Source organism: Micromonospora terminaliae, assembly GCF_009671205.1.
Classification (GTDB): Bacteria; Actinomycetota; Actinomycetes; order Mycobacteriales; family Micromonosporaceae; genus Micromonospora; species Micromonospora terminaliae.
The window spans coordinates 4,606,720-4,626,561 of sequence record NZ_CP045309.1; the positions used below are offsets into that span (position 1 = coordinate 4,606,720).

The 19,842-nt window shown below is 74.9% G+C and carries 14 protein-coding genes; 6 read left to right on the top strand and 8 right to left on the bottom strand.

The genetic code is table 11. From position 1 onward, the window contains the following. Positions 1-185 precede the first annotated feature (185 nt). The 4 genes from GCE86_RS21080 to GCE86_RS21095 are packed head-to-tail and all read left to right on the top strand — an operon-like array spanning position 186 to position 3,348. Positions 186-1,250, top strand: a complete 1,065-nt coding sequence (locus GCE86_RS21080) for an ABC transporter substrate-binding protein (protein ID WP_154228550.1) — start codon at positions 186-188, stop codon at positions 1,248-1,250. Further along, positions 1,247-2,026, top strand: a complete 780-nt coding sequence (locus tag GCE86_RS21085) for an ABC transporter ATP-binding protein (protein ID WP_154228551.1) — start codon at positions 1,247-1,249, stop codon at positions 2,024-2,026. Before GCE86_RS21080 ends, GCE86_RS21085 begins: the two co-directional genes overlap by 4 nt. Next, positions 2,016-2,900 (top strand): ABC transporter permease, encoded by an 885-nt coding sequence (locus GCE86_RS21090; protein ID WP_154228552.1) that lies wholly within the window; start codon positions 2,016-2,018, stop codon positions 2,898-2,900. Before GCE86_RS21085 ends, GCE86_RS21090 begins: the two co-directional genes overlap by 11 nt. Positions 2,901-2,904: 4 nt before the next feature. Further along, positions 2,905-3,348, top strand: a complete 444-nt coding sequence (locus GCE86_RS21095) for an RrF2 family transcriptional regulator (protein WP_154228553.1) — start codon at positions 2,905-2,907, stop codon at positions 3,346-3,348. A 120-nt stretch (positions 3,349-3,468) separates the two neighbouring features. Here GCE86_RS21095 and GCE86_RS21100 read toward each other — a convergent pair whose 3' ends face one another. From GCE86_RS21100 to GCE86_RS21125, 6 genes are all read right to left on the bottom strand, one after another. Continuing rightward, positions 3,469-4,731: a DEAD/DEAH box helicase gene (locus GCE86_RS21100; RefSeq protein ID WP_154228554.1), complete on the bottom strand. Its 1,263-nt coding sequence runs from the start codon at positions 4,729-4,731 to the stop codon at positions 3,469-3,471. A 213-nt stretch (positions 4,732-4,944) separates the two neighbouring features. Beyond that, positions 4,945-5,148, bottom strand: coding sequence for a transcription antiterminator/RNA stability regulator CspE (gene cspE / locus GCE86_RS21105; RefSeq protein WP_107079793.1), 204 nt, complete (start codon positions 5,146-5,148; stop codon positions 4,945-4,947). Positions 5,149-5,346: 198 nt separating this feature from the next. Continuing rightward, positions 5,347-8,814, bottom strand: coding sequence for an ATP-dependent helicase (locus tag GCE86_RS21110; RefSeq protein ID WP_154228555.1), 3,468 nt, complete (start codon positions 8,812-8,814; stop codon positions 5,347-5,349). Beyond that, positions 8,811-12,293 (bottom strand): ATP-dependent helicase, encoded by a 3,483-nt coding sequence (locus tag GCE86_RS21115; RefSeq protein WP_154228556.1) that lies wholly within the window; start codon positions 12,291-12,293, stop codon positions 8,811-8,813. The genes GCE86_RS21110 and GCE86_RS21115 overlap by 4 nt, the downstream gene beginning before the upstream one ends. A 216-nt stretch (positions 12,294-12,509) precedes the next feature. Further along, a complete protein-coding gene (locus GCE86_RS21120) occupies positions 12,510-13,055 on the bottom strand; it encodes an LOG family protein (RefSeq protein ID WP_154228557.1) in 546 nt (181 codons plus the stop codon). A gap of 2 nt (positions 13,056-13,057) precedes the next feature. Further along, a complete protein-coding gene (locus tag GCE86_RS21125; protein ID WP_154228558.1) occupies positions 13,058-13,924 on the bottom strand; it encodes an LOG family protein in 867 nt (288 codons plus the stop codon). 156 nt (positions 13,925-14,080) lie between these two features. Here GCE86_RS21125 and GCE86_RS31695 point away from each other — a divergent pair, with 156 nt between their 5' ends. Beyond that, a complete protein-coding gene (locus tag GCE86_RS31695; protein WP_167364265.1) occupies positions 14,081-14,242 on the top strand; it encodes a hypothetical protein in 162 nt (53 codons plus the stop codon). Positions 14,243-14,296: 54 nt separating this feature from the next. Here the strand turns inward: GCE86_RS31695 and dapE are convergent, their stop codons facing one another. Beyond that, positions 14,297-15,370 carry a succinyl-diaminopimelate desuccinylase gene (gene dapE, locus GCE86_RS21130; RefSeq protein ID WP_154228559.1) on the bottom strand — a complete coding sequence of 358 codons (1,074 nt, stop codon included), beginning with the start codon at positions 15,368-15,370 and terminating at the stop codon, positions 14,297-14,299. 24 nt (positions 15,371-15,394) lie between these two features. Between dapE and dapD the strand changes: the two genes are divergently transcribed. Beyond that, positions 15,395-16,354 carry a 2,3,4,5-tetrahydropyridine-2,6-dicarboxylate N-succinyltransferase gene (gene dapD / locus GCE86_RS21135; RefSeq protein ID WP_154228560.1) on the top strand — a complete coding sequence of 320 codons (960 nt, stop codon included), beginning with the start codon at positions 15,395-15,397 and terminating at the stop codon, positions 16,352-16,354. A gap of 89 nt (positions 16,355-16,443) precedes the next feature. Here dapD and GCE86_RS21140 read toward each other — a convergent pair whose 3' ends face one another. Then, positions 16,444-19,785 carry a S8 family serine peptidase gene (locus GCE86_RS21140; RefSeq protein ID WP_154228561.1) on the bottom strand — a complete coding sequence of 1,114 codons (3,342 nt, stop codon included), beginning with the start codon at positions 19,783-19,785 and terminating at the stop codon, positions 16,444-16,446. Positions 19,786-19,842: the final 57 nt, after the last annotated feature.

Consider the following 19,842-nt stretch of genomic DNA (forward strand, 5'->3'; position numbering starts at 1 on the left):
CGCGGGCCCACCGGACGGCGGTGCCGGGCGGGGGCCGACCGGCGTCGCCATCTCCACCGAACAGGTGGGAATTGTCGACAATCCCCAGGTCGCGCGTCCCGGATGGTGGCAGGGTCTTGACGCCGCCCGGCGCCTGCCCCAGTCTTCCTACCAACTAAGTAGGAATACTGCGGATTGGATACACGATGAGACGGCTCCCCTTCCGCCGCCTGGTCACCCTGGCCACCCTCGCCGTGGTCGGCGCGGCCACCCTGGGCGCCACCGCGGCCTGCGGCGACGACAGCGACGAAGCCGCCGGCGGCTCCGGTCCGGTGACCCTGCGCCTCGGCTACTTCCCGAACATCACCCACGCGCCGGCCGTCGTCGGCGTGGAGAAGGGCATCTTCAAGGAGAAGCTGGGCGGCAACGTCACGCTGGAGACCAAGACGTTCAACGCCGGCCCGGCGGCCATCGAGGCGGTCTTCTCCGGCGCGCTCGACGCCACGTACATCGGTCCGAACCCGACCGTGAACGCCTTCTCGAAGTCGAAGGGCGAGGCGGTCCGGGTCGTGTCCGGCGCCGCGTCCGGCGGCGTGGCGCTGGTCGTGAAGCCGGGGATCACCTCCGCGGAGCAGCTGCGCGGCAAGAAGATCGCCACCCCGCAGCTCGGCAACACCCAGGACGTCGCGCTGCGCTACTGGCTCAAGGAGAAGGGCCTGCAGACCACCAAGGAGGGCGGCGGCGACGTCAAGGTGGTCCCCCAGGAGAACGCGCAGACCGTCGAGACCTTCGGCAGCGGCGCCATCGACGGCGCGTGGGTGCCCGAGCCCTTCGTCTCCCGGCTGGTGAACGCGGGCGGCAAGGTGCTGGTCGACGAGCGCGACCTCTGGCCGGACAAGAAGTTCGTCATCACCAACCTGCTGGTCAGCACCAAGTTCCTCAAGGCGCACCCGGACGTGGTGAAGAAGCTGGTCGAGGGGCAGGTCGCGGCCAACGAGTTCGTCAACAGCAAGCCGGACGAGGCCCAGCAGGCCATCTCCGACCACATCGGCAAGATCACCGGCAAGCCGCTGGACCTCAAGCTGATCAAGCAGGCCTGGCCGACGCTGGAGTTCACCAACGACCCGATCCCGTCCTCGCTGAAGACCGGCCTGGACCACGCCGTCGCGGTCGGGCTGACCCAGCCGGTCGACCTGAACGGCCTCTACGACCTGAAGTACCTCAACGAGGTGCTCAAGGCCCAGGGCAAGGCCGAGGTCGTCCAGCCGTGACGTCGACCACGACGACCCCGCGCAGCGCGACCGGCTCGGTCGCGCTGCGCGGCGTGACCAAGGTGTACGGCCAGGGCGAACAGGCCGTCCTGGCGCTGGACGGGGTGTCGCTGGACGTCGCCCCCGGCGAGTTCGTCTGCCTGGTCGGCGCGTCCGGCTGTGGCAAGAGCACGCTGCTCAACCTGGTGGCCGGCCTGGACCGGGCCAGCGGCGGCCGGATCGAGCTGGGCGAGGGGGTGAACCCCGGCCTGATGTTCCAGGAGCCGGCGCTCTTCCCGTGGCTCACCGTCGAGGCCAACGTCGAGGTGCCGCTCAAGCTGCGCGGGCTGCCCCGGGACGAGCGCAAGGCCCGGGTCGCCGAGCTGCTGCGCACCGTCCACCTGTCCGACTTCGGCCGCAAGCGCCCGCACCAGCTCTCCGGCGGCATGCGGCAGCGGGTCGCGCTGGCCCGCACCCTCGCCCTGGACACCCCGGTGCTGCTCATGGACGAGCCGTTCGGCGCGCTCGACGCCATGACCCGGGACATCCTGCACGACGAGCTGGAACGGATCTGGTCCGAGCGGAAGCTCACCGTGCTCTTCGTGACGCACAACGTCCGCGAGGCGGCCCGGCTCGCCGACCGCATCATCCTGCTCTCCAGCCGGCCCGGCCGGATCATCTACTCCACCGGGGTCGACGTGCCGCGGCCCCGGCGGATCGACTCGCCGGAGATCGCGGCCATCGCCGCCGAGGTCACCGACCGGCTGCGTACGGAGGTGGGCCGCCATGGCCAGTGACACCCTCGCCGGGGCGCCGCGTACCGACGCGGAGATCTCCGGCCTCGACGCTCTGGAGATCGCGGGGCGGGAGAAGGCGCCGTCCCCGCTGCGCCGGACCTGGTCGGCCACCTGGCCCAAGCTGGCCGCGCTGGCCCTGGCCATCGCGCTCTGGCAGGCCGTGGTCTGGACCGGCTGGAAGGACCCCTGGGCGTTGCCCGGTCCGGTGCCCGTCTTCGCGGACCTGGGCCACTACGCGCTCAGCTCGGCGCTCTGGGAGGGCCTCGCCACCACGGCACGGCGGGCCGCCGTGGGCTTCGCGGCCGCGGTCGCCGTCGGTCTGCTGCTCGGCCTGGCCGTGGCCCGGGTGAAGGTGCTCCGCGCCGCGATCGGCTCGATGATCACCGCGCTGCAGACCATGCCGTCGATCGCCTGGTTCCCCCTCGCGATCCTGCTGTTCCAGCTCAGCGAGCAGGCCATCTTCTTCGTGGTGGTGCTCGGCGCGGCGCCGTCCGTCGCCAACGGCGTCATCCACGGCGTCGACTACGTGCCGCCGCTGCTCGTCCGGGCCGGTCGCAACCTCGGCGCCCGCGGGCTCAACCTCTACCGGTACGTGATCGCGCCGGCCGCGCTGCCGGCCATCGTGGCCGGGCTCAAGCAGGGCTGGGCGTTCGCCTGGCGCAGCCTCATGGCGGGCGAGCTGCTGGTGGTCATCGCCACCCGGACGTCGATCGGCGCGCAGCTCACCTATGCCCGGGAGCTGAGCGAGGCCACCCGGCTGATGGCCATCATGATCGTCATCCTCGTGGTGGGCATCGTGGTGGACGCCGCGTTCGGCGCGGCCGACAAGGCAATCCGCCGCCGCTGGGGCGTGCTGGACCAGGCTGGCAACTGACGTCGTGTACGTCTCCGCGCGCGCCGACTACGCGCTCCGGGCCATGCTCGCCGTCGCCGACGCCGCCGGGTCCACCGGCGACGGGGGGTACGGGGGCGGCGAGCTGGTCAAGGCGGCGAGCCTGGCCGAGCGCCAGGACATCCCGCTCAGCTTCCTCCAGGGCATCCTGCTCGACCTGCGCCGGGCCGGGCTGCTGCACAGTCACCGCGGCACCGAGGGCGGGTACGCGCTCACCCGGCCGCCCGCCGACATCAGCGTGGGCGACGTGCTGCGGGCGGTGGGCGGCGCGCTGACCAGCGTCCGGGGCATGCCCGCCGACCACGCCGGCTACCACGGGGTGGCCGCCGGGCTGCGGGACGTGTGGCTGGCGGTGGACGGCGCGATCGCCCTCGTGGTCGACCGGACCACCCTCGCCGACCTGCTGGCCGACCGCGCCGCGGCGTCCTGACCGTCCGGCTGGATCGGGCCGCGGGTGCGACGCGGCCCGCACCTGATCGACTCCGGCTCGGCGAGGTGGCGGTGTCCGGCAGGCCGGGATGCCGCCACCTCGCCGTGCTGGAGCGGAGGATCAGCCTCGGCGGCGCGGGCGGCGGGACCGGGCCGGGCGGGAGGCGGGCGCGGGGTGCGGCGCCGGCGGCGGGCTGATGCTGACCGGGACGCCGGTGGGCTGGCGGGCGCCGGTGACGCGGGCCAGTTCGTCGTCGCCGGGGCGTACCCGGGCGGTGTGCGGGGTGATGCCGGCCACGGACATCAGCCGGGAGACGTCACGGCGCTGCTCCGGCAGGACCAGGGTGACCACCGTGCCCGACTCCCCCGCCCGGGCGGTCCGCCCGCCCCGGTGCAGGTAGTCCTTCGCCTCGGTGGGCGGGTCGGCGTTGACCACCAGGTCCAGCCCGTCGACGTGGATGCCCCGGGCCGCCACGTCGGTCGCCACCAGCGCGGTGACCTGGCCGGTGCGGAACTGCTCCAGGATCCGGGTGCGCTGCGGCTGGGTCTTGCCGCCGTGCAGCGCGGCCGCGCGTACCCCCTTGGCCAGTAGCTGGCGGGCGACGCGGTCGGCGCGGTGCTTGGTCGCCATGAACAGGATGGTGCGGCCCTCGCGGGCGGCGATGTGTGCCAGCGCGGCCGGCTTGTCCTCCGCCTCGACGTGCAGCACGTGGTGGGTCATCGCGGTCACCGTGGCGGTGCCCGGGTCGACGGAGTGCGAGACCGGGCGGTCCAGGAAGCGGCGGACCAGCTTGTCCACGCCGCCGTCCAGGGTGGCCGAGAAGAGCATCCGCTGGCCGTTCGGGGCGACCTGCTCCAGCAGCTTCGTGACCTGCGGCAGGAAGCCCATGTCGGCCATCTGGTCGGCCTCGTCGAGCACCGTGACGGCCACCTCGTCGAGCCGGGCGTCCCGCCGGTCGATCAGGTCGTGCAGCCGACCCGGGGTCGCCACCAGCACCTCGGCGCCGGCACGCAGCGCGTCCGCCTGCCGCTGGAGGGAAAGCCCGCCGACCACGGTGGCGCAGCGCAGCCCGAGCGCCCGGGCGTACGGGGTGAGCGCCGCGGTGACCTGCTGGGCCAGCTCGCGGGTGGGCACCAGCACGAGCGCCAGCGGACGGCCGGGGCGGGCACGGCGGCCGGCCGTGCGGTGCAGCAGCGGCAGCCCGAAGGCCAGCGTCTTGCCCGAGCCGGTGCGCCCGCGGCCGAGCACGTCGCGGCCGGCCAGCGAGTCCGGCAGGGTCGCCGCCTGGATCGGGAACGGCTCGGTGATGCCCTGCGCGGTCAGTTCGCGGACCAGCGCCGGGGCCAGGCCGGTGGCAGCGAAGGTGGGAATGGTCATGGTCATGCGAAAAAGCCTTCCTCGACGCGGCACGTGTCGAGGAAGGGCGCCGGGAAGCGGCGCGTCACCGGCGTTTCGCCGGTGGTCACAAGCACGAACCGAAAGGTACGGGCCGGCCCGCCGCAGCACGCCACGTCCCGCGGAGCGGGTGGGCGGCGCAGCGGACCGGCCCGTCACCGCGCCCGGGGGGCGCGATGGTGTTACCGGATGATCCGAAGATCAGAGCGGACGGATGTTCTCCGCCTGCGGGCCCTTCTGGCCCTGGGTCACCTCGAACTCGACCCGCTGGTTCTCGTCCAGGCTCCGGTAGCCGGAGGACTGGATCGCCGAGAAGTGGGCGAAGACGTCGGCGCCGCCGTCGTCGGGGGTGATGAAACCGAAGCCCTTGTCAGCGTTGAACCACTTGACGGTGCCAATTGCCATTTGTTCGTCTCCTTGACGGAACGTTCGGATCCGCACCTGTTGCGGACCCGAGGAGTGCGTCGCGCGTGGCCGCGCGCCGCACCTGTCGCTGCTGGTCGCCCCGCCCGGAGAACTCCGGACACAACAAAGAGCGCCTGGGGCCACAATCCGCCAGGCGCACACAGAGTCTCTGGAAACCAAAACTGCAACGTGGTCAGCCTAGCACGATCTCTGCAACGCCGCGCCCTCTGTCGGAAATTCCGGCACCGCGGCGACGAGTGCGGTCAGCCCGGCGGCGTCGAGCAGGTCGGCCGGGCGAACGGTCACGCCGTCCCGGACGTAGTGGAAGGCGGCACCGACCCGCTCGACCGGCACCCCGGCCAGCTCGGCCCAGGCCAGCCGGTAGACGGCGAGCTGCACTGCCGCCGCGTCGGCCTCCCGCCCGGTGGGCTGCCGGCCGGTCTTCCAGTCGACCACGTCGAAGCGGCCGCCGGGGCGGGCGAAGACCGCGTCCATCCGGCCGCGGACCACCACCCCGGCGATCACCGTGGCGAAGGGCACCTCCACCTCCACCGGCACCCGCTCGGCCCACTCGCTGGCCAGGAAGCGCTCCTGGAGTTCGGTGAGCGCGTCGTCCGGTGCGGCGTCCTCGTCGGCCGCGCCGGGCAGCTCGTCCACATCGAGCAGGCGGTCGGCGCCGAAGCGCTGCTCCAGCCACGTGTGGAAGGCGGTGCCCCGCCGGGCGTACGGGTTGGGCTCGGTGGGCATCGGCCGGCGCAGCGTACGGGCCAGGGCCTCCGGGTCACGGCGCAACGCCACGAGCTGGGTCACCGACAGGTGCCCGGGCAGCTCCACCTCGACGGCCTCGGCCCGCCGGGCCAGCTCGGCCCGTTCGGCCAGGAGCAGGTCGGCCTCGCTCCGCCAGCGGGCCACCTCGGGATCCTCGGCGGGCGCCGTCGTGTCGCCGTCCTCGGCGGGTGCCGTGGTGTCGACGTCCCCGGCCGGTGCCGGAGCGGCGGCCGCCAGCAGGGCCTCCTCGCGGCGGGCCGCCTCGGGGTCGGCCAGGTAGCGGCGGACCAGGGCGGCCGCCTCGGCCAGCGCCGGGCGGCGGGCGCCCAGCGGGTCGGCCGGCCACTCCGCCCGCAGGACCGTCTCGGTGGTCGGGTTGACCGCGTCCCCGGCGGGCTCGGGTGCCCAGGCGTCGACCAGGTGCCCGTCCCCGCCGGCCAGGCAGGCGTCGTGCACCTCGCGGAGGAAGACCGAGGGGCCGCGGAACTTCTTCGTCCCCTCCCCCCACCAGTAGCCGGAGCAGAGCAGCAGCCGGCGGGGCCGGGTCACCGCGACGTACGCCAGCCGGCGCTCCTCCCGCTCGTCGTGCGCCCGCCAGGCGTCGGTGAAGTCCTCCACCGCCCGGGCCACCCCGCGCTGGTCGTCCGCCCCGGCCGGGGCCAGCTCGGGCAGCCCGTCCGCGTCGCCGCGCAGCGGGAACGGCAGCACGCCGAGCCCACCCAGCCAGTGGTCGGAGTTGCGTACCGGCCCCGGCCACACGCCCCGGGTCAGCCCGGCGACCGACACCACGTCCCACTCCAGGCCCTTGGCGGCGTGGGCCGTGAGGATCTGCACGGCGCCCTCCACCACCTCGACCTCGCCCGGGGTGAGGCCGCGCTCCTCGTCCTCCGCGGCGGCCAGGTAGGCGAGGAAACCGGCCAGCGTGGCACCGGGCGTCTCGCCGCTGAACCGGGCCGCGACGTCGCCGAGCGCGTCCAGGTGGGCGCGGGCCAGGCCCGCGTCGCCGGCGCCGTCCCGGCCGGCCCGGACCGCCACCTCCACGTCCAGGCCGATGGTCCGCTCGATGTCCGCGATCAGCTCCGGCAGCGACTGGTCCAGCCGGTAGCGCAGCAGCGCCAGCTCCATCCCGTACGACCGGAGCCGGGCGAAGCCCTCCGCCGAGTACGCCTGCGCCGGCCCCAGGTCGGCCAGCGCCTCGACCAGCGTGGCCTCGTCCAGCGCGTCCACGGTGATCTCCGGCCCGTCGTCGCCGGTCACCTCGCGCCGGGCCCGCGCGATGGCCCGGGCGCGCCGGTGCAGGGCCACCAGGTCACGCGGCCCGATCCGCCAGCGCGCGCCGGTGAGCAGCCGCAGCAGCGCCGCCCCGTCCGTCGGGTCGGCGAGCACCCGCAGCGTGCAGACCACGTCCCGGATCTCGGGGGTGTCCAGCAGGCCGCCCAGGCCGACCACGTCGACGGGCAGCCCGCGGGCGCGCAGCGCCGCCTCGAGAGCCGGGATCTGGCTGCGCAGCCGGACCAGCACGGCGGTGGTGGGGCGCCGGTGCGCCGGGATGTGCTCGGGCAGCGCGTCGGGCATCCCGGCCGCTCCGCGCCAGGCCGCCAGCACGCTGTCGGCGATCCAGTCGGCCTCGTCGGCGTACGTCTCCAGCAGCGCGCAGTGCACCGTGCCGGCGGCCCGGCCGCCGGGGCTGCGGTGCGGGATGGGCTCGCGGACGCTGAGCGCGGCGTGCAGCTCGGGCACCCGGGCGCCGGCCGCCCGCAGCGGCACCGACAGCGCGTTGGCGACGCCGAGGATCTCGGGGCGGTTGCGCCAGCTCGTGGTGAGGCTGAGCACCTCGGCGGGGGCACCGTCGGTGCGGGCGAACTCGGTGGGGAACCGGTCCAGCGTGCCGGCGCTGGCCCCGCGCCAGCCGTAGATGGACTGGCAGGGGTCGCCCACCGCGGTGACCGGGTGGCCGCCGCCGAACAGCGCGTTGAGCAGCACCACCTGGGCGTGGCTGGTGTCCTGGTACTCGTCCAGCAGCACCACCCGGAACCGGTCCCGCTCGATCACCCCGACGCCGGAGTGGTCGCGGGCCACCCGCGCGGCCCGGGCCAGCTGGTCGGCGAAGTCCATGGCCTCGAAGTCGTCCTTGCGCCGGGCGTACGCGCGGACCAGGGGCAGCAGCTTCAGCCGGGTCTGCTGGAGCTGGAGGGCCTTGCGCACGTCGGCGTAGACCCGGCCGGGGCGGGACTGCACCTCGGCGAAGAACCGGCCGGTCCAGGCGGCCAGCTCGTCCGGGTCGACGAGGTGCTCGTCCAGTTCGCCGGCCAGGGCGAGCACCGCGTCGGTGATGGTCGACGGCATCCGGTCCACCTCGGACATGTCGCCGTCGTAGTTGCGCACCAGCAGGTCGACGAGCTGCCAGCGGGACGCCTCGGTGAGCAGGCGGGTGGTCGGCTCGTAGCCGGCGCGCAGCCCGTGCTCGGTGACGATCCGGCCCGCGTACGAGTGGTAGGTCGACACGGTCGGCTCGCCGGCCAGGGGGTCCTCGTGCGGGTCCCGGCCCTGCCGGCCGAGCCGGCGGATGAGCTGGTCGAGCCGGGTGCGTACGCGGTGTGCCAGCTCGCCGGCCGCCTTGCGGGTGAAGGTGAGACCGAGGATCTGCTCGGGGCGGACGTAGGAGTTGGCGACCAGCCAGACCACCCGGGCGGCCATCGTCTCGGTCTTGCCGGAGCCGGCGCCCGCGACCACCAGCAGCGGCTCCACCGGCGCGGCGATGATCGCCGCCTGTTCCCGGGTGGGCGCCGGAAGCCGGAGCAGCCGGGCCAGCTCGACCGGGGTGTAGCGGGGGCCGGCGTCGGCGGTCCTTGGCGTCGGGGTGGCGGTGGCGCCGAAGAGCGTCGGCTGCGTCGTCATGGGTGCTCCGTGGGCGGCTCGACGACCTGGCGGCCCTGCCCGGAGACCGGGCAGCTCGTGCGCACCGGGCAGACCCGGCACTTGGAGTTGGCGACGGCGGCGAAGGTGGCGGCGGCCATCGTGTCGGCGGTGCGCCGGACCAGCGCGGTGGCCCAACCGGCCTCGGGGCCCTCCCCGGCGGCGGCCTGGGCCTGCTCCTTGGCCTCCTTGGCGCCGGTGCCGAGCTGCACGAGCGCGGCGCCACCGGACTCCTCGCCGAACTCGGCGAAGGCTCCCGCCTCCACGGCCGCCTGGTAGGCGCCGAGCTGCGGGTGCTCGGCCACCTCCCGTTCGGTGACCGCCGTGGACTTGCCGGTCTTCAGGTCGATCACGACGAGCCGCCCCTCGGCGTCGACCTCCAGCCGGTCGACCCGGCCGGTCAGCTCGACGGGCCGGCGCGGGTCGTCGAGGCGCACCGCGAACTCGTGCTCGATGGCGAGCAGCCGCCGCGGGTTGCCGGCGAGCCAGCGCAGCAGCTTGTCCACCATGGCCTCGGCGCGGGCCCGTTCCGGGCCGACCATCCAGCGGGCGGCCAGCTCGATGGCGTCGAACCGGGCGGCCACGTACTCCAGCAGGGCGGTCCGGTCGACGCTGGCGTCCTCGGCCAGCATGGCGGCGGCGTGCACCAGGTTGCCGACGCCCTGCGCCGCGCTGGCCGGGGCGCTGCCGCCGTGCCGTTCCAGCAGCCAGCGCAGGCTGCACCGCAGGGCGCTCTCCATGGCCGACGGCGTGACCCGCACCGGCTCGCCCTCGTCGACCAGCGGCCGGTCGTCGGACAGGCCGCGCAGCCCCCACCAGTCGTCCGGGTGCGCGCCGGGCACCCCGGCGGCGGCCAGCCGGGCCAGCTCGGCCGCCGCGGCGCGCCGCCGGGTGACCGGCGCCGCCGGGTCGGTGACCGCGGTACGCAGTTCCGCCACCAGCGCCGACAGGGTGAGCCCGCGCGGCGGCAGGGTGACCGGCAGGACGCCGGGCGCCCCGTCCTGCGGGTCCTCGTCCCCACCGGTCGTGCCGCCGTCGGCCGGGTTGCTCGGGCGCGGTCCCCGGTCGGGGGCGGGCGGGACCGTGCCGCCGCCGCCCACGGCGGGCGGATCCGTGGCGGCCAGCTCGTGCAGGAAGCGGCTGGGCTGCTCCTCGTGGTCGTCGCCGCCGACCGCCGCCGAGGCGACCGCGGTGACGAGCAGCCGCCGCCGGGCGCGGCTGACGGCGACGTGGAACAGCCGGCGCTCCTCGTCCAGCAGCGCCGAGGTCTGCCCGACCAGGCTGGCCCGCAGCCCGGCGCCGTCGGCCCGGCCGGCGAGCACGTCGACGAGCCGTTCCGAGCCGAGCAGGCTGCCGCGCAGCCGCAGGTCGGGCCAGACGCCCTCCTGCACACCGGCGATCGCGACCAGGTCCCATTCCAGGCCCTTGGCCGCGTGCGCGGTGAGCAGGCGCACGGCCTCGCCCCGGTCGGCGCTGGCAGCGAGGGTGTCGGCCGGCAGCTCCTGACCGAGCACGTGGTCGAGGAAGACCTCGGTGCGCGCGCCGGGCAGCCGGTCGGTGAACCGGGCGGCCGCGTCGAAGAGCACCAGGACCGCGTCGAGGTCACGGTCGGCCGCCTCGGCCCGCCAGCGCTGCGCCGTCTCGTGCTCGCCGGTGGCGGCCCGGCCGCGGGTGATCGCCCCGGCCCAGCGCTCGGCGAGCCCGCTCTCCCGCCACACGGCCCAGAGCACGTCCTCGGCGGTCGCGCCCGGCGTGGCGGCGGCCTGCCGGGCGGTCTCCAGCAGGTGCGCCACGGCCTGCGCCGGCGCCGCCCAGCGCCGCTCGACGGTGGCCAGCCCGGCCGGGTCGCGCAGCGCCTCGACGATCAGCTCGCCGGACGGGCGGCGGTCACCGGCGGCCAGCGCGAGCGCGCGCAGTCCTTGGCGCAGCCGCCGCTCGGCGAGCGGGTCCGCGCCACCCAGCGGCGAGTGCAGCAGGGCGACGGCCGACTCCTCGTCGAGCCGGTCGGGCTCGAGCGCGCAGCGGAGCAGCAGCAGGAGCGGGGCCACGCCGGGCTGGAGGTGCAGCGGCAGGTCCTCGCCGTGCACCACGGTCGGCACCCCGGCGGTGTGCAGGGCCCGCCGCAGCGAGGGCAGTTGCCGGCCGGTGGAGCGGACCAGCACCGCCATCCGCGACCAGGGCACCCCGTCGAGCAGGTGCGCCTCGCGCAGCGCGTGGGCGAGCCACGCCGACTCGCTGGTGGCCGAGCGGAAGGTGCGGACGTCCACGGTGGCCGGCGGGGCGTCGGGCAGGGGCCGCAGCCGCCGGTGCGCCGCCGGGCCGCGCAGCCGGCGGGCCAGCCGGGCGGTGGCCGCCAGCAGCTCCGGCCCGGCCCGGTACGAGGTGGTCAGCGTGACCTGGGCGGCCGGCGCACCCGAGGCGGTGCGGAAGCGGTGCGGGAAGGTGGCCACGCCGGCCGGGTCGGCGCCGCGGAACGCGTACGTGGAGGAGTCCGGGTCGGCGAAGGCGACCAGGGGCTTGCCGCCGCCGGCCACGACGGCGAGCAGGTCGAGCTGGGCGGGGTCGGTGTCGGCCAGCTCGTCGACGTAGACGTGGGCGAGCCGGCGGCGCTCGGCGGCCAGCAGCTCCGGGTCGTCGAGCAGCATGCCGGTGGCGGCCCGGACCAGCTCGGCGGGGTCGTACGCGATCGAGCCCCGGTTGCTCACGTCGCGCAGGGCGAGGACGGCCACGTACTCGCGGAGGAAGCGGGCGGCGGCCGGCCAGTCGGCGCGCCCCAGCTTCTCGCCCAGCCGGGCCAGCTCGACGGGGCCGACGCCCCGCTCGGCGGCGCGCATGAGCAGGTCGCGGAGCTGCTGGGCGAAGGCACGGGTGCGCAGGGCGGGGCGCAGGTCCTCCGGCCAGCCGACCGGGTCGTCCTCCGGCTCCTCGCCCACGATGTCGAGCAGCTCGCGGATGATGAGGTCCTGCTCGGGGCCGGTGAGCAGCCGGGGCGAGGGTTCGCCGCGTTCGGCGGCGGCCCGGCGGAGCAGCCCGAAGGCGTACGCCGGGAAGGTGCGCACCAGCGGCTCGCGGACGACCCGGTGACCGTCGCCCGCGATCCGCGCCTCGATCCGGTGGCGCAGCTCGGTGGCGCCCCGCCGGCCGAAGGTGAGCACCAGGACGTGTTCCGGGTCGACGCCCTCGGCCACCCGGGCGGCGACCGCCTCGACCAGGGTGGCGGTCTTGCCGGTGCCCGGCCCGCCGACGACCAGCATCGGCCCGTCGGTGTGCGCGACGACCTCGGCCTGCACCGGGTCCGGGCGGCGCGGCGACGGGTGCGCGGCATCGCCCGCGGACCCCCCGGATCGCGGCTCCGTCTCGGCCGGCCCGCCGGACCGACCACCCCCCTGCTCCGCCCCGGCGTCGCGGGAGACCCCCGTCCCCACGTCACCGGCCCGGCGCACCAGCCGATACGCCTGCATCCCCGACATCCCACCACGCCGGTACGACACCAGAAAACCCGCCGCCCCACCCCCACCCCGGGCCCCCACCCGCACCCCCGCACCCCCCGCACCCCCCGCACCTCCCCCGCTCCCGTCGATCATGAGGTTGGCGGCACTGAAGGAGATCGACTTCGCCGTCAACCTCATGATCGACGGCAAGGGTCGGGCCGGCGAGGGTCGGGCGGGCCGGCGGGGTCAGGTCAGGCGGGTGTCCAGGAGGTTCAGGGCTTCCGGGACCGTTTCCGCCACCAGGAGGAGGTCCAGGCCGGCCGGTTTGAGGAAGTGGCGGTCGGCCAGGGTGCGCAGCCAGTCGAGCAACGGCAGGTAGAAGCCGTCGGCGTCGACCAGCACCATCGGCTTGGCGTGCATGGCCAGGGTGGCGGTGGTCCACACCTCGAACAGCTCGTCCAGGGTGCCGAGCCCGCCGGGCAGCGCGACGAACGCGTCCGACTTGTCGATCATCAGGGTCTTGCGGCTGGCCATCCCGTCGGTGATCAGCAGCTCGTCGGAGGCCAGGTCGGCGACCTCGAGGTCGACCAGCGCCTGCGGAATGACACCCAGGGTGCGGCCGCCGGCGGCGCGCGCCCCGTCGGCCACCGCGCCCATCATCCCCACGCACCCGCCGCCGCTGACCAGCGTGTGCCCGCGCCGGGCCAGCTCCGCGCCGGTCTCGGTGGCCAGGTCCAGCCAGCGGGCGTCGAGGGTGCGCGAGGACGCGCAGAACACGCAGACGTTCGCCATGTTCAGCCCTGCTCCGCCGGCCCCTCGGGGGCGGCCTCCGCGGCGGCCCGCTGGTCAGCGGCGACCCGGGCGACCGCGTCCTCGCGGACGGCCTCCTGCTCGGCCGAGAGCACGGCCTCGGCCTCCACGATGTGCCGGACCGCCTCGTTGACGTCGTCGGTGAGGCAGATGAGTTCCAGGTCGTTGGGGCCGATCTTGCCGTCGGCGGCCATCGTGTCCCGGAGCCAGTCGAGCAGGCCCCGCCAGTAGTCGACGCCCATGAGCACCACGGGGAAGCGGGTCACCTTGCCGGTCTGCACCAGGGTGAGCGCCTCGAAGAGCTCGTCCATGGTGCCGAAGCCGCCGGGCAGCACCACGAAGGCCTGGGCGTACTTGACGAACATGGTCTTGCGGGCGAAGAAGTAGCGGAAGTCGATGGCCAGGTCGACCCAGTCGTTGAGGCCCTGCTCGAACGGCAGCTCGATGCCGAGCCCCACGGAGAGCCCGCCCGCCTCGCCGGCGCCCCGGTTGGCGGCCTCCATGACACCCGGCCCACCGCCGGTGATCACGGCGTAGCCGGCCCGGGCCAGCGCGCCGCCCAGTTCCTCGGCGAGCCGGCACTCGGGGCTCTCGGGCTTGCTCCGGGCCGAGCCGAAGACGCTGACCGCGGGCGGCAGGTCGGCGAGGGTGTCGAAGCCCTCGACGAACTCGGACAGGATGCGCAGCGCCCGCCAGGCGTCCTTGGTCTTCCAGTCGCCCCGGCCCCGGGAGTCGAGCAGCCGCTGGTCGGCGGTGCTGGTCGGGATGGCCTGGTTGCGCAGCGTGACAGCACCTCGGTGCCGTTCCCCGCTCGGCCCGCGGCCGGGTGGCCGCCCGTTGCTCTGGCTCATGGGGCCACCGTAGTGGAGCCGGGGCGGCGCGGTGCGGAGGCGGGCGGCCCGGAGAAATTCTTCGTGATCATGGGCAACTAAATGGCTCGCTCGTACGTCTTACTATTCACATACCGGGTATGCCCGGGCGACGCGCCTTCGGGGGAGGAGCCAGCGTTGATCAGCAACAGCGAGATGATCCGGATCCGCCGGCAGATGCAGCGGCGGATCCGCGACGTGGTGGCCGAGCGCCGCCGCGCCCGGATGATGGAAGCCCACCACACCGACCTCACCGGCGAGACCACCGAGACGGAGACCCCGCTGACGACCACGCTCTGACGGTCCGGCCGGCCCGGGGGTCCGCGTCACCGACGCGGGCCCCCGGTCGCGTACTCAGGACGAGGCGAGCCAGCGGTGCAGCGTGGCCGCGCCATCGCGGATCTTGGTCAGCTCGACGTGCTCGTCCTTGTGGTGGGCCAGGTTCGGGTCGCCGGGGCCGAAGTTCAGCGCCGGCATGCCCATGGCCGCGAACCGGGCCACGTCCGTCCAGCCCAGCTTGCCGATCGGGGCCGCGCCCACCGCGGCCAGGAACTCCTGCGCCGGCGGGTTGTCCAGCCCCGGCGCCGCGCCGGCCGCCGCGTCGGTGACCGTCAGCTCGAAGCCGGCGAAGACCTCGCGCAGGTGCGCCTCGGCCGCGGCCGGGTCGCGGTCCGGGGCGTACCGGTAGTTGATCTCGATGTCGCAGCGGTCCGGGATGACGTTGCCCGCCACGCCGCCGGTGATCCGGACGGCGTTCAGGCCCTCGCGGTAGTCGCAGCCCTCGATGGTCACCCGCCGCGCCTCGTACGTGTTGAGCCGGCGCAGCACCTCGCCGGCGCCGTGGATGGCGTTCACCCCGTGCCAGGACCGGGCCGCATGGGCCCGCTCGCCGTGCGTGGTGACGATCGCCCGCATGGTGCCCTGGCAGCCCGCCTCCACGATCCCGTAGGTGGGCTCCAGCAGCAGCGCGAAGTCGGCCGCCAGCCACTCCGGGTGCGCCTGGGAGACGAGCGTGAGGCCGTTGTACCTCGACTCGATCTCCTCGGCCTCGTAGAAGAAGTAGGTCACGTCGTAGCGCGGGTCGGGCAGGGTCACCGCCAGGTGCAGCGCGAAGGCCACGCCGGACTTCATGTCGGAGGTGCCGCAGCCGTACATCAGGTCGCCGCGCATGGTCGACGGGAAGTTGTCGTTGAGCGGGACGGTGTCCAGGTGGCCGGCGAGCACCACCCGCTGCGGGCGGCCCAGGTCGGTGCGCGCCATCACCGTGTTGGAGTGCCGGTAGGTGGTGAGGTGCGGCACGCCGCGCAGCACCTCCTCGACGCAGTCGGCGATCGCCTTCTCGTTGAGCGACACGGACTCGATGTCGACCAGCGCGCGGGTCAGCGCCACCGGATCGGCCAAGACCTCGGGGGTCAACGGGTTCTGCATGTGTGGCACGGTACCGTCATTTTCGTGACGACCGCACAGTCTGCCTGGGGCATCGGCCTGGCCACGATCACCGCTGAAGACCAGGTGCTGGACACCTGGTACCCGACCGGCAAGCTGGGGCTCGGCGAGCTGCCACTGGTCGCCGGGGAGGACGAGGCCGACGTGCTCGACCTGCCGCCCGGCGCGGTCGGCGAGCGGGTGCTGCCCGGCCTGCGCACGGTCCAGGTGGTCACCGTCATCGGTTCACTGGACGACCCGATCAAGGACGCGGCCGACGCGTACCTGCGGTTGCACCTGCTCTCCCACCGCCTGGTGCGGCCCAACGAGCTGAACCTCGACGGCATCTTCGGCAAGCTGGCCAACGTGGCGTGGACCTCGGCCGGGCCGTGCCCGCCGGAGCGGGTCGACGAGCTGCGGGTCATCGAGCGGGCCGCCGGCCGCCACCTGGCCGTGCACGGGGTGGACAAGTTCCCCCGGATGACCGACTACGTGGTCCCGGCCGGCGTGCGCATCGCCGACGCGGACCGGGTCCGGCTCGGCGCCCACCTGGCCGCCGGCACCACCGTGATGCACGAGGGCTTCGTCAACTTCAACGCCGGCACGCTGGGCGCCTCGATGGTCGAGGGGCGGATCGTGCAGGGCGTGGTGGTCGGCGACGGCTCCGACATCGGCGGCGGCGCCTCGATCATGGGCACCCTCTCCGGCGGCGGCACCGAGAAGGTGCGCATCGGCGAGCGGAGCCTCGTCGGCGCGAACGCGGGCGTGGGCATCACCCTGGGCGACGACTGCGTGGTGGAGGCCGGCTGCTACATCACCGCCGCCTCGAAGATCACCCTGCCGGACGGCCGGGTGGTCAAGGCCCGCGAGCTCTCCGGGGTGGACGGCCTGCTGTTCTGGCGCAACTCGGTGACCGGCGCGCTGGAGGCGAAGCCGCGCACCGGCCGGGGCATCGAGCTGAACGCGGCGCTGCACGCCAACGACTGACCGACCGCGCGGAGCGGGCCGGGGCGCGAGGCCCCGGCCCGCCCGCCGTCCGGGCCGCGGCACGACGGCCGCGGACCCGGACCATAGGTTCACCGCAGGCGGTACGCCTGGATGATCCGCTCGGTGACCGTGTTGCCGGCGCTGTCCCGGGCGGTGGCCCGCAGCGAGACGTGACCGGGGCCGGCCGGGTGCCGGACGGTGGCCGCCCAGCCCGCGCCCTGCTTGTGCAGGGCCGCCCTGCGCCAGGTCTTGCCGCCGTCGTACGAGACGTCGACGGTCAGCGCCGCGACGGAGGCCGCCGGCGCGCCGGGCTGCCGCTGCACCGTCACCGGAATGGTGAAGGTCCGGCCGGCCGGTGCGCTGCTGTCCACGGCCAGCGGCGGGGCGAAGCGGACCGCCATGGCGGGCAGCCGCGCCCACTCGTCACCCGGGACGTGCCTGGAGCGGAACGTCCAGGTGGCCGAGACCTCGGTGCTCAGGTCGGTGAAGCCGCGCGTGGCGGAGGTCTCCAGCCGGTAGCTCGCCACGCCCGGCGGCACCTGGAACTCGCCGTACCCCGGGGTGGCCTGCTCGGCGAGCAGCTTCCCGTTGCGGTAGAGGGCGGTCCGTTCGGTGTTGTTGCGCGAGCCGCCGGGGTGGCCGGCGGCGTCGCTGTGCACCGGCAGGTCGACGACGAGGGTGTCGCCGTTGCGCGTGATGCCCTGCTCCGGCCACCGCGGCTGCGGGAACGACGGCCCGTACGGCGCGCTGTTCCAGTCCTCCCGGTAGGTCCGGCCGGGGCGGTACCGGGTGGGCACCGACGCCAGCACCGCCTGCACCTCCAGCCAGCCGTCCTCGCCGCGCGCGCCGAAGTCCAGCTCGGAACTCCACCGGGTACGGGTCGTGCTGTAGTGCTCGACCCGCTTGCCGGGCACCGGGACGGGGACGACGACCGCCGAGCCGCCGATGTTGTAGTCGGACTCGGGGAAGACGATCCGCTCGTTGTCCGGCCCCGGGTAGCCGGCCGCGAACTTGTGCGTCACGGTGGCCAGGTCGGCCGGCCGGTAGTGCCGGACGAACCCGGTCGGCATCCGGCCCGGGAAAAGCTCGTTGAGACCGTAGAAGTACGGGCTGCGCTCCGGCGCCGTCGGTTCGAGCCACTGGCTGGCCAGGGCGGCGACGAAGAGCGAGTCGGAGACGTTGCGCCCGAGCGGGCCGCTGTAGAGGCCGTCGAAGCTGAACGTCCAGAGCCCGAACCCGTAGGAGAAGTTCGCGGTGGACCAGTTCGCCGACAAGTCGATCAGGAGCGGGGCCGCGCCGCGCTGCGGCACGGTCGACCGCACCGGCTTCGCCCGCCGGGCGTCGATCGTGAGCCGCTGGTCACCGCTCACCACCAGCTCCGGCTGGGCGAGCATGGACACCTCGGTCCAGCCCTCCTCCCCCGGCACGTAGATCAGGCTGTTCAGGCCGTACCGGCCCTTCGGGAGGCGCAGCCGCGCCTCGCCGTCGGGGTCGTACACGTCCCGGTACAGGGCGGTGTCCAGGCCGATCAGGGTGGTGAAGTAGTCGCCCGTGAGCTTGCCGGCCCGGTCCCGGTGCGTGACGGTCAGGTCGTAGCTCTCCACCTCACGGTTGACCGCGAGCGGGGTCACCGCGACCGCGCCGCCGGCACGGGCGAGCAGCCGGCCCGTCCAGTAGCCGTCGAGGCCGCCGAGCCTGGTGTCGGCCGTGACGGTGACCTGGGCCGTCCCGCCGGCCGGCACGGTGAGCCGGGACGCGCCGAGGGTGAACATGCCGGCCGGGGCGGTGCGCCCGTCGGGGCCGGTGACCTCGGTGGCGAGGTCGAGGGTGAGCGGAGCGCTGCCGCCGTTGCGGTAGGTGACCGTGCGGGCCATCGGCTGGTCGTCGCCGTGCGGCCAGGCCGCCACCCCGAACGAGACGCTGGGCGGGTCGCTGGTCACCTGCTCGGTGATCGCGTGGGCCACGTCGACCCGGCCGGCGCCCTGCTGGAACGCCGTCTGGTCGGGGTGCGGCTTCGCCGAGGCCATGAGGGTGGCCTTGTACCGCCCCGCGGTCCAGCCGGGGTGCTGCTGGGCGAGCAGCGCCGCCGAACCGGCCACGTGCGGCGTGGCCATCGAGGTGCCGGAGAGGGAGACGTACTTGTCCCCCACCGGGTCGCCGATGGCGCCGTTGGCGGCCCGGGCGGCCACGATCTCGACGCCCGGCGCGGTGATGTCGGGCTTGATCCCGCCGTCGACCCGCGGCCCCCGGCTGGAGAAGTCGGCCAGCGCGTCGTCCCGGTCGACCGCGCCGACCGCCAGCGCGGCGTCGGCGGTGGCCGGCGAGCCGACCGAGCCGTCGGCGCCGTCGTTGCCGGCGGCCACCACGAAGAGCGTGCCGGTCTGGGCGGTCAGCGTCTCGACGGCCTGCTCCAGCGGGTCGACCTCGGGGAAGTCGGCGCCACTGAGGCTCATGTTGACCACGGTGGCGTGCTTCTCGGCCGCGGCCCACTGCATGCCGGCGAGGATCGCCGACTCGGTGCAGCCCTGGTTCTCGCAGACCTTGCCGGAGAACAGGGTGGCGTCGGGAGCCACGCCGCGGTACTTCCCGCCGGAGGCGGCACCGCTGCCCGCGATGATCGACGCGACGTGGGTGCCGTGCCCGACCATGTCGTCCGACTCGGCCGCCTCGCTGAAGTTGCGCGCGTCGGCGACCCGGCCGGCCAGGTCGGGGTGAGTGAGGTCGACGCCGGTGTCGAGCACCGCGACGCTGACCCCCTTGCCGGTGAAGCCGGCGGCCCAGGCCGTGGGCGCGCCGATCTGCGGCACGCTGTGGTCGAGGGTCACCCGCCGCCGGCCGTCCAGCCAGATCCGGTCGACATCCCCCGCCGCGTCGACCCGGGCACCGGCCCGGCCGGCCGTGACCGCGGCCCAGACCGCGCCGGCGTCGGCCTTCGTCGCGACCACTGCGGCGCCGCCGATCGCGGGCAGGTCGCGGGTCACCCGGGTGCCGGCCGTCGGGGCCGCCGCCCGTCGGGCCGACCCCGGCCGGTACGACACGAGCAGCGGCAGCGTGTCCCGCCGGGCGTCGTCGTAGCCGGCCGCGACCAGTCCCGTGACGTCGAACAGCCGCCGGTCGACCCGGCCGGCCCGGACCAGGGGCAGCGCGTCCTGCGGCAGCACGGTGAGGTGCCCGCGTTCCCGGCCGACCAGGAAGCCGATCCCGGCGCGGCCGGCGCCGGGGCGGACCGCGGCCTGCCCGGCGGCGGTCACGGTGACCCGGTCGCCGGTGATCAGGGTGACGGTGCCCGGCCCGCCGTCTGCGGGGGCCGCGGTGCGGGCCGGGGCGCCGTCCGGGGCGGCCGAGGGAGCGGCGGTGGCCGGCACGGGCGCGCCCAGCGCCAGCCCGAGGGTGAGGCCGAGGCCGGCGATTCTTCTTCGATTTCGGAGCAACGTTCCTCCTTCGTCACGCGTCTTCATCAATGAGAGCCATCGACGCAGATTGCCAGA

What these genes read in the sequence shown, in the direction of transcription:
- GCE86_RS21080 (WP_154228550.1), top strand. Translation starts at nt 186, where the DNA reads ATGAGACGGCTCCCCTTCCGCCGCCTGGTCACCCTGGCCACCCTCGCC.
- GCE86_RS21090 (WP_154228552.1), top strand. Translation starts at nt 2,016, where the DNA reads ATGGCCAGTGACACCCTCGCCGGGGCGCCGCGTACCGACGCGGAGATC.
- GCE86_RS21100 (WP_154228554.1), bottom strand. Translation starts at nt 4,731, where the DNA reads ATGACCATGACCATTCCCACCTTCGCTGCCACCGGCCTGGCCCCGGCG.
- cspE (WP_107079793.1), bottom strand. Translation starts at nt 5,148, where the DNA reads ATGGCAATTGGCACCGTCAAGTGGTTCAACGCTGACAAGGGCTTCGGT.
- GCE86_RS21110 (WP_154228555.1), bottom strand. Translation starts at nt 8,814, where the DNA reads ATGACGACGCAGCCGACGCTCTTCGGCGCCACCGCCACCCCGACGCCA.
- GCE86_RS21115 (WP_154228556.1), bottom strand. Translation starts at nt 12,293, where the DNA reads ATGCAGGCGTATCGGCTGGTGCGCCGGGCCGGTGACGTGGGGACGGGG.
- GCE86_RS21120 (WP_154228557.1), bottom strand. Translation starts at nt 13,055, where the DNA reads ATGGCGAACGTCTGCGTGTTCTGCGCGTCCTCGCGCACCCTCGACGCC.
- GCE86_RS21125 (WP_154228558.1), bottom strand. Translation starts at nt 13,924, where the DNA reads ATGAGCCAGAGCAACGGGCGGCCACCCGGCCGCGGGCCGAGCGGGGAA.
- dapE (WP_154228559.1), bottom strand. Translation starts at nt 15,370, where the DNA reads ATGCAGAACCCGTTGACCCCCGAGGTCTTGGCCGATCCGGTGGCGCTG.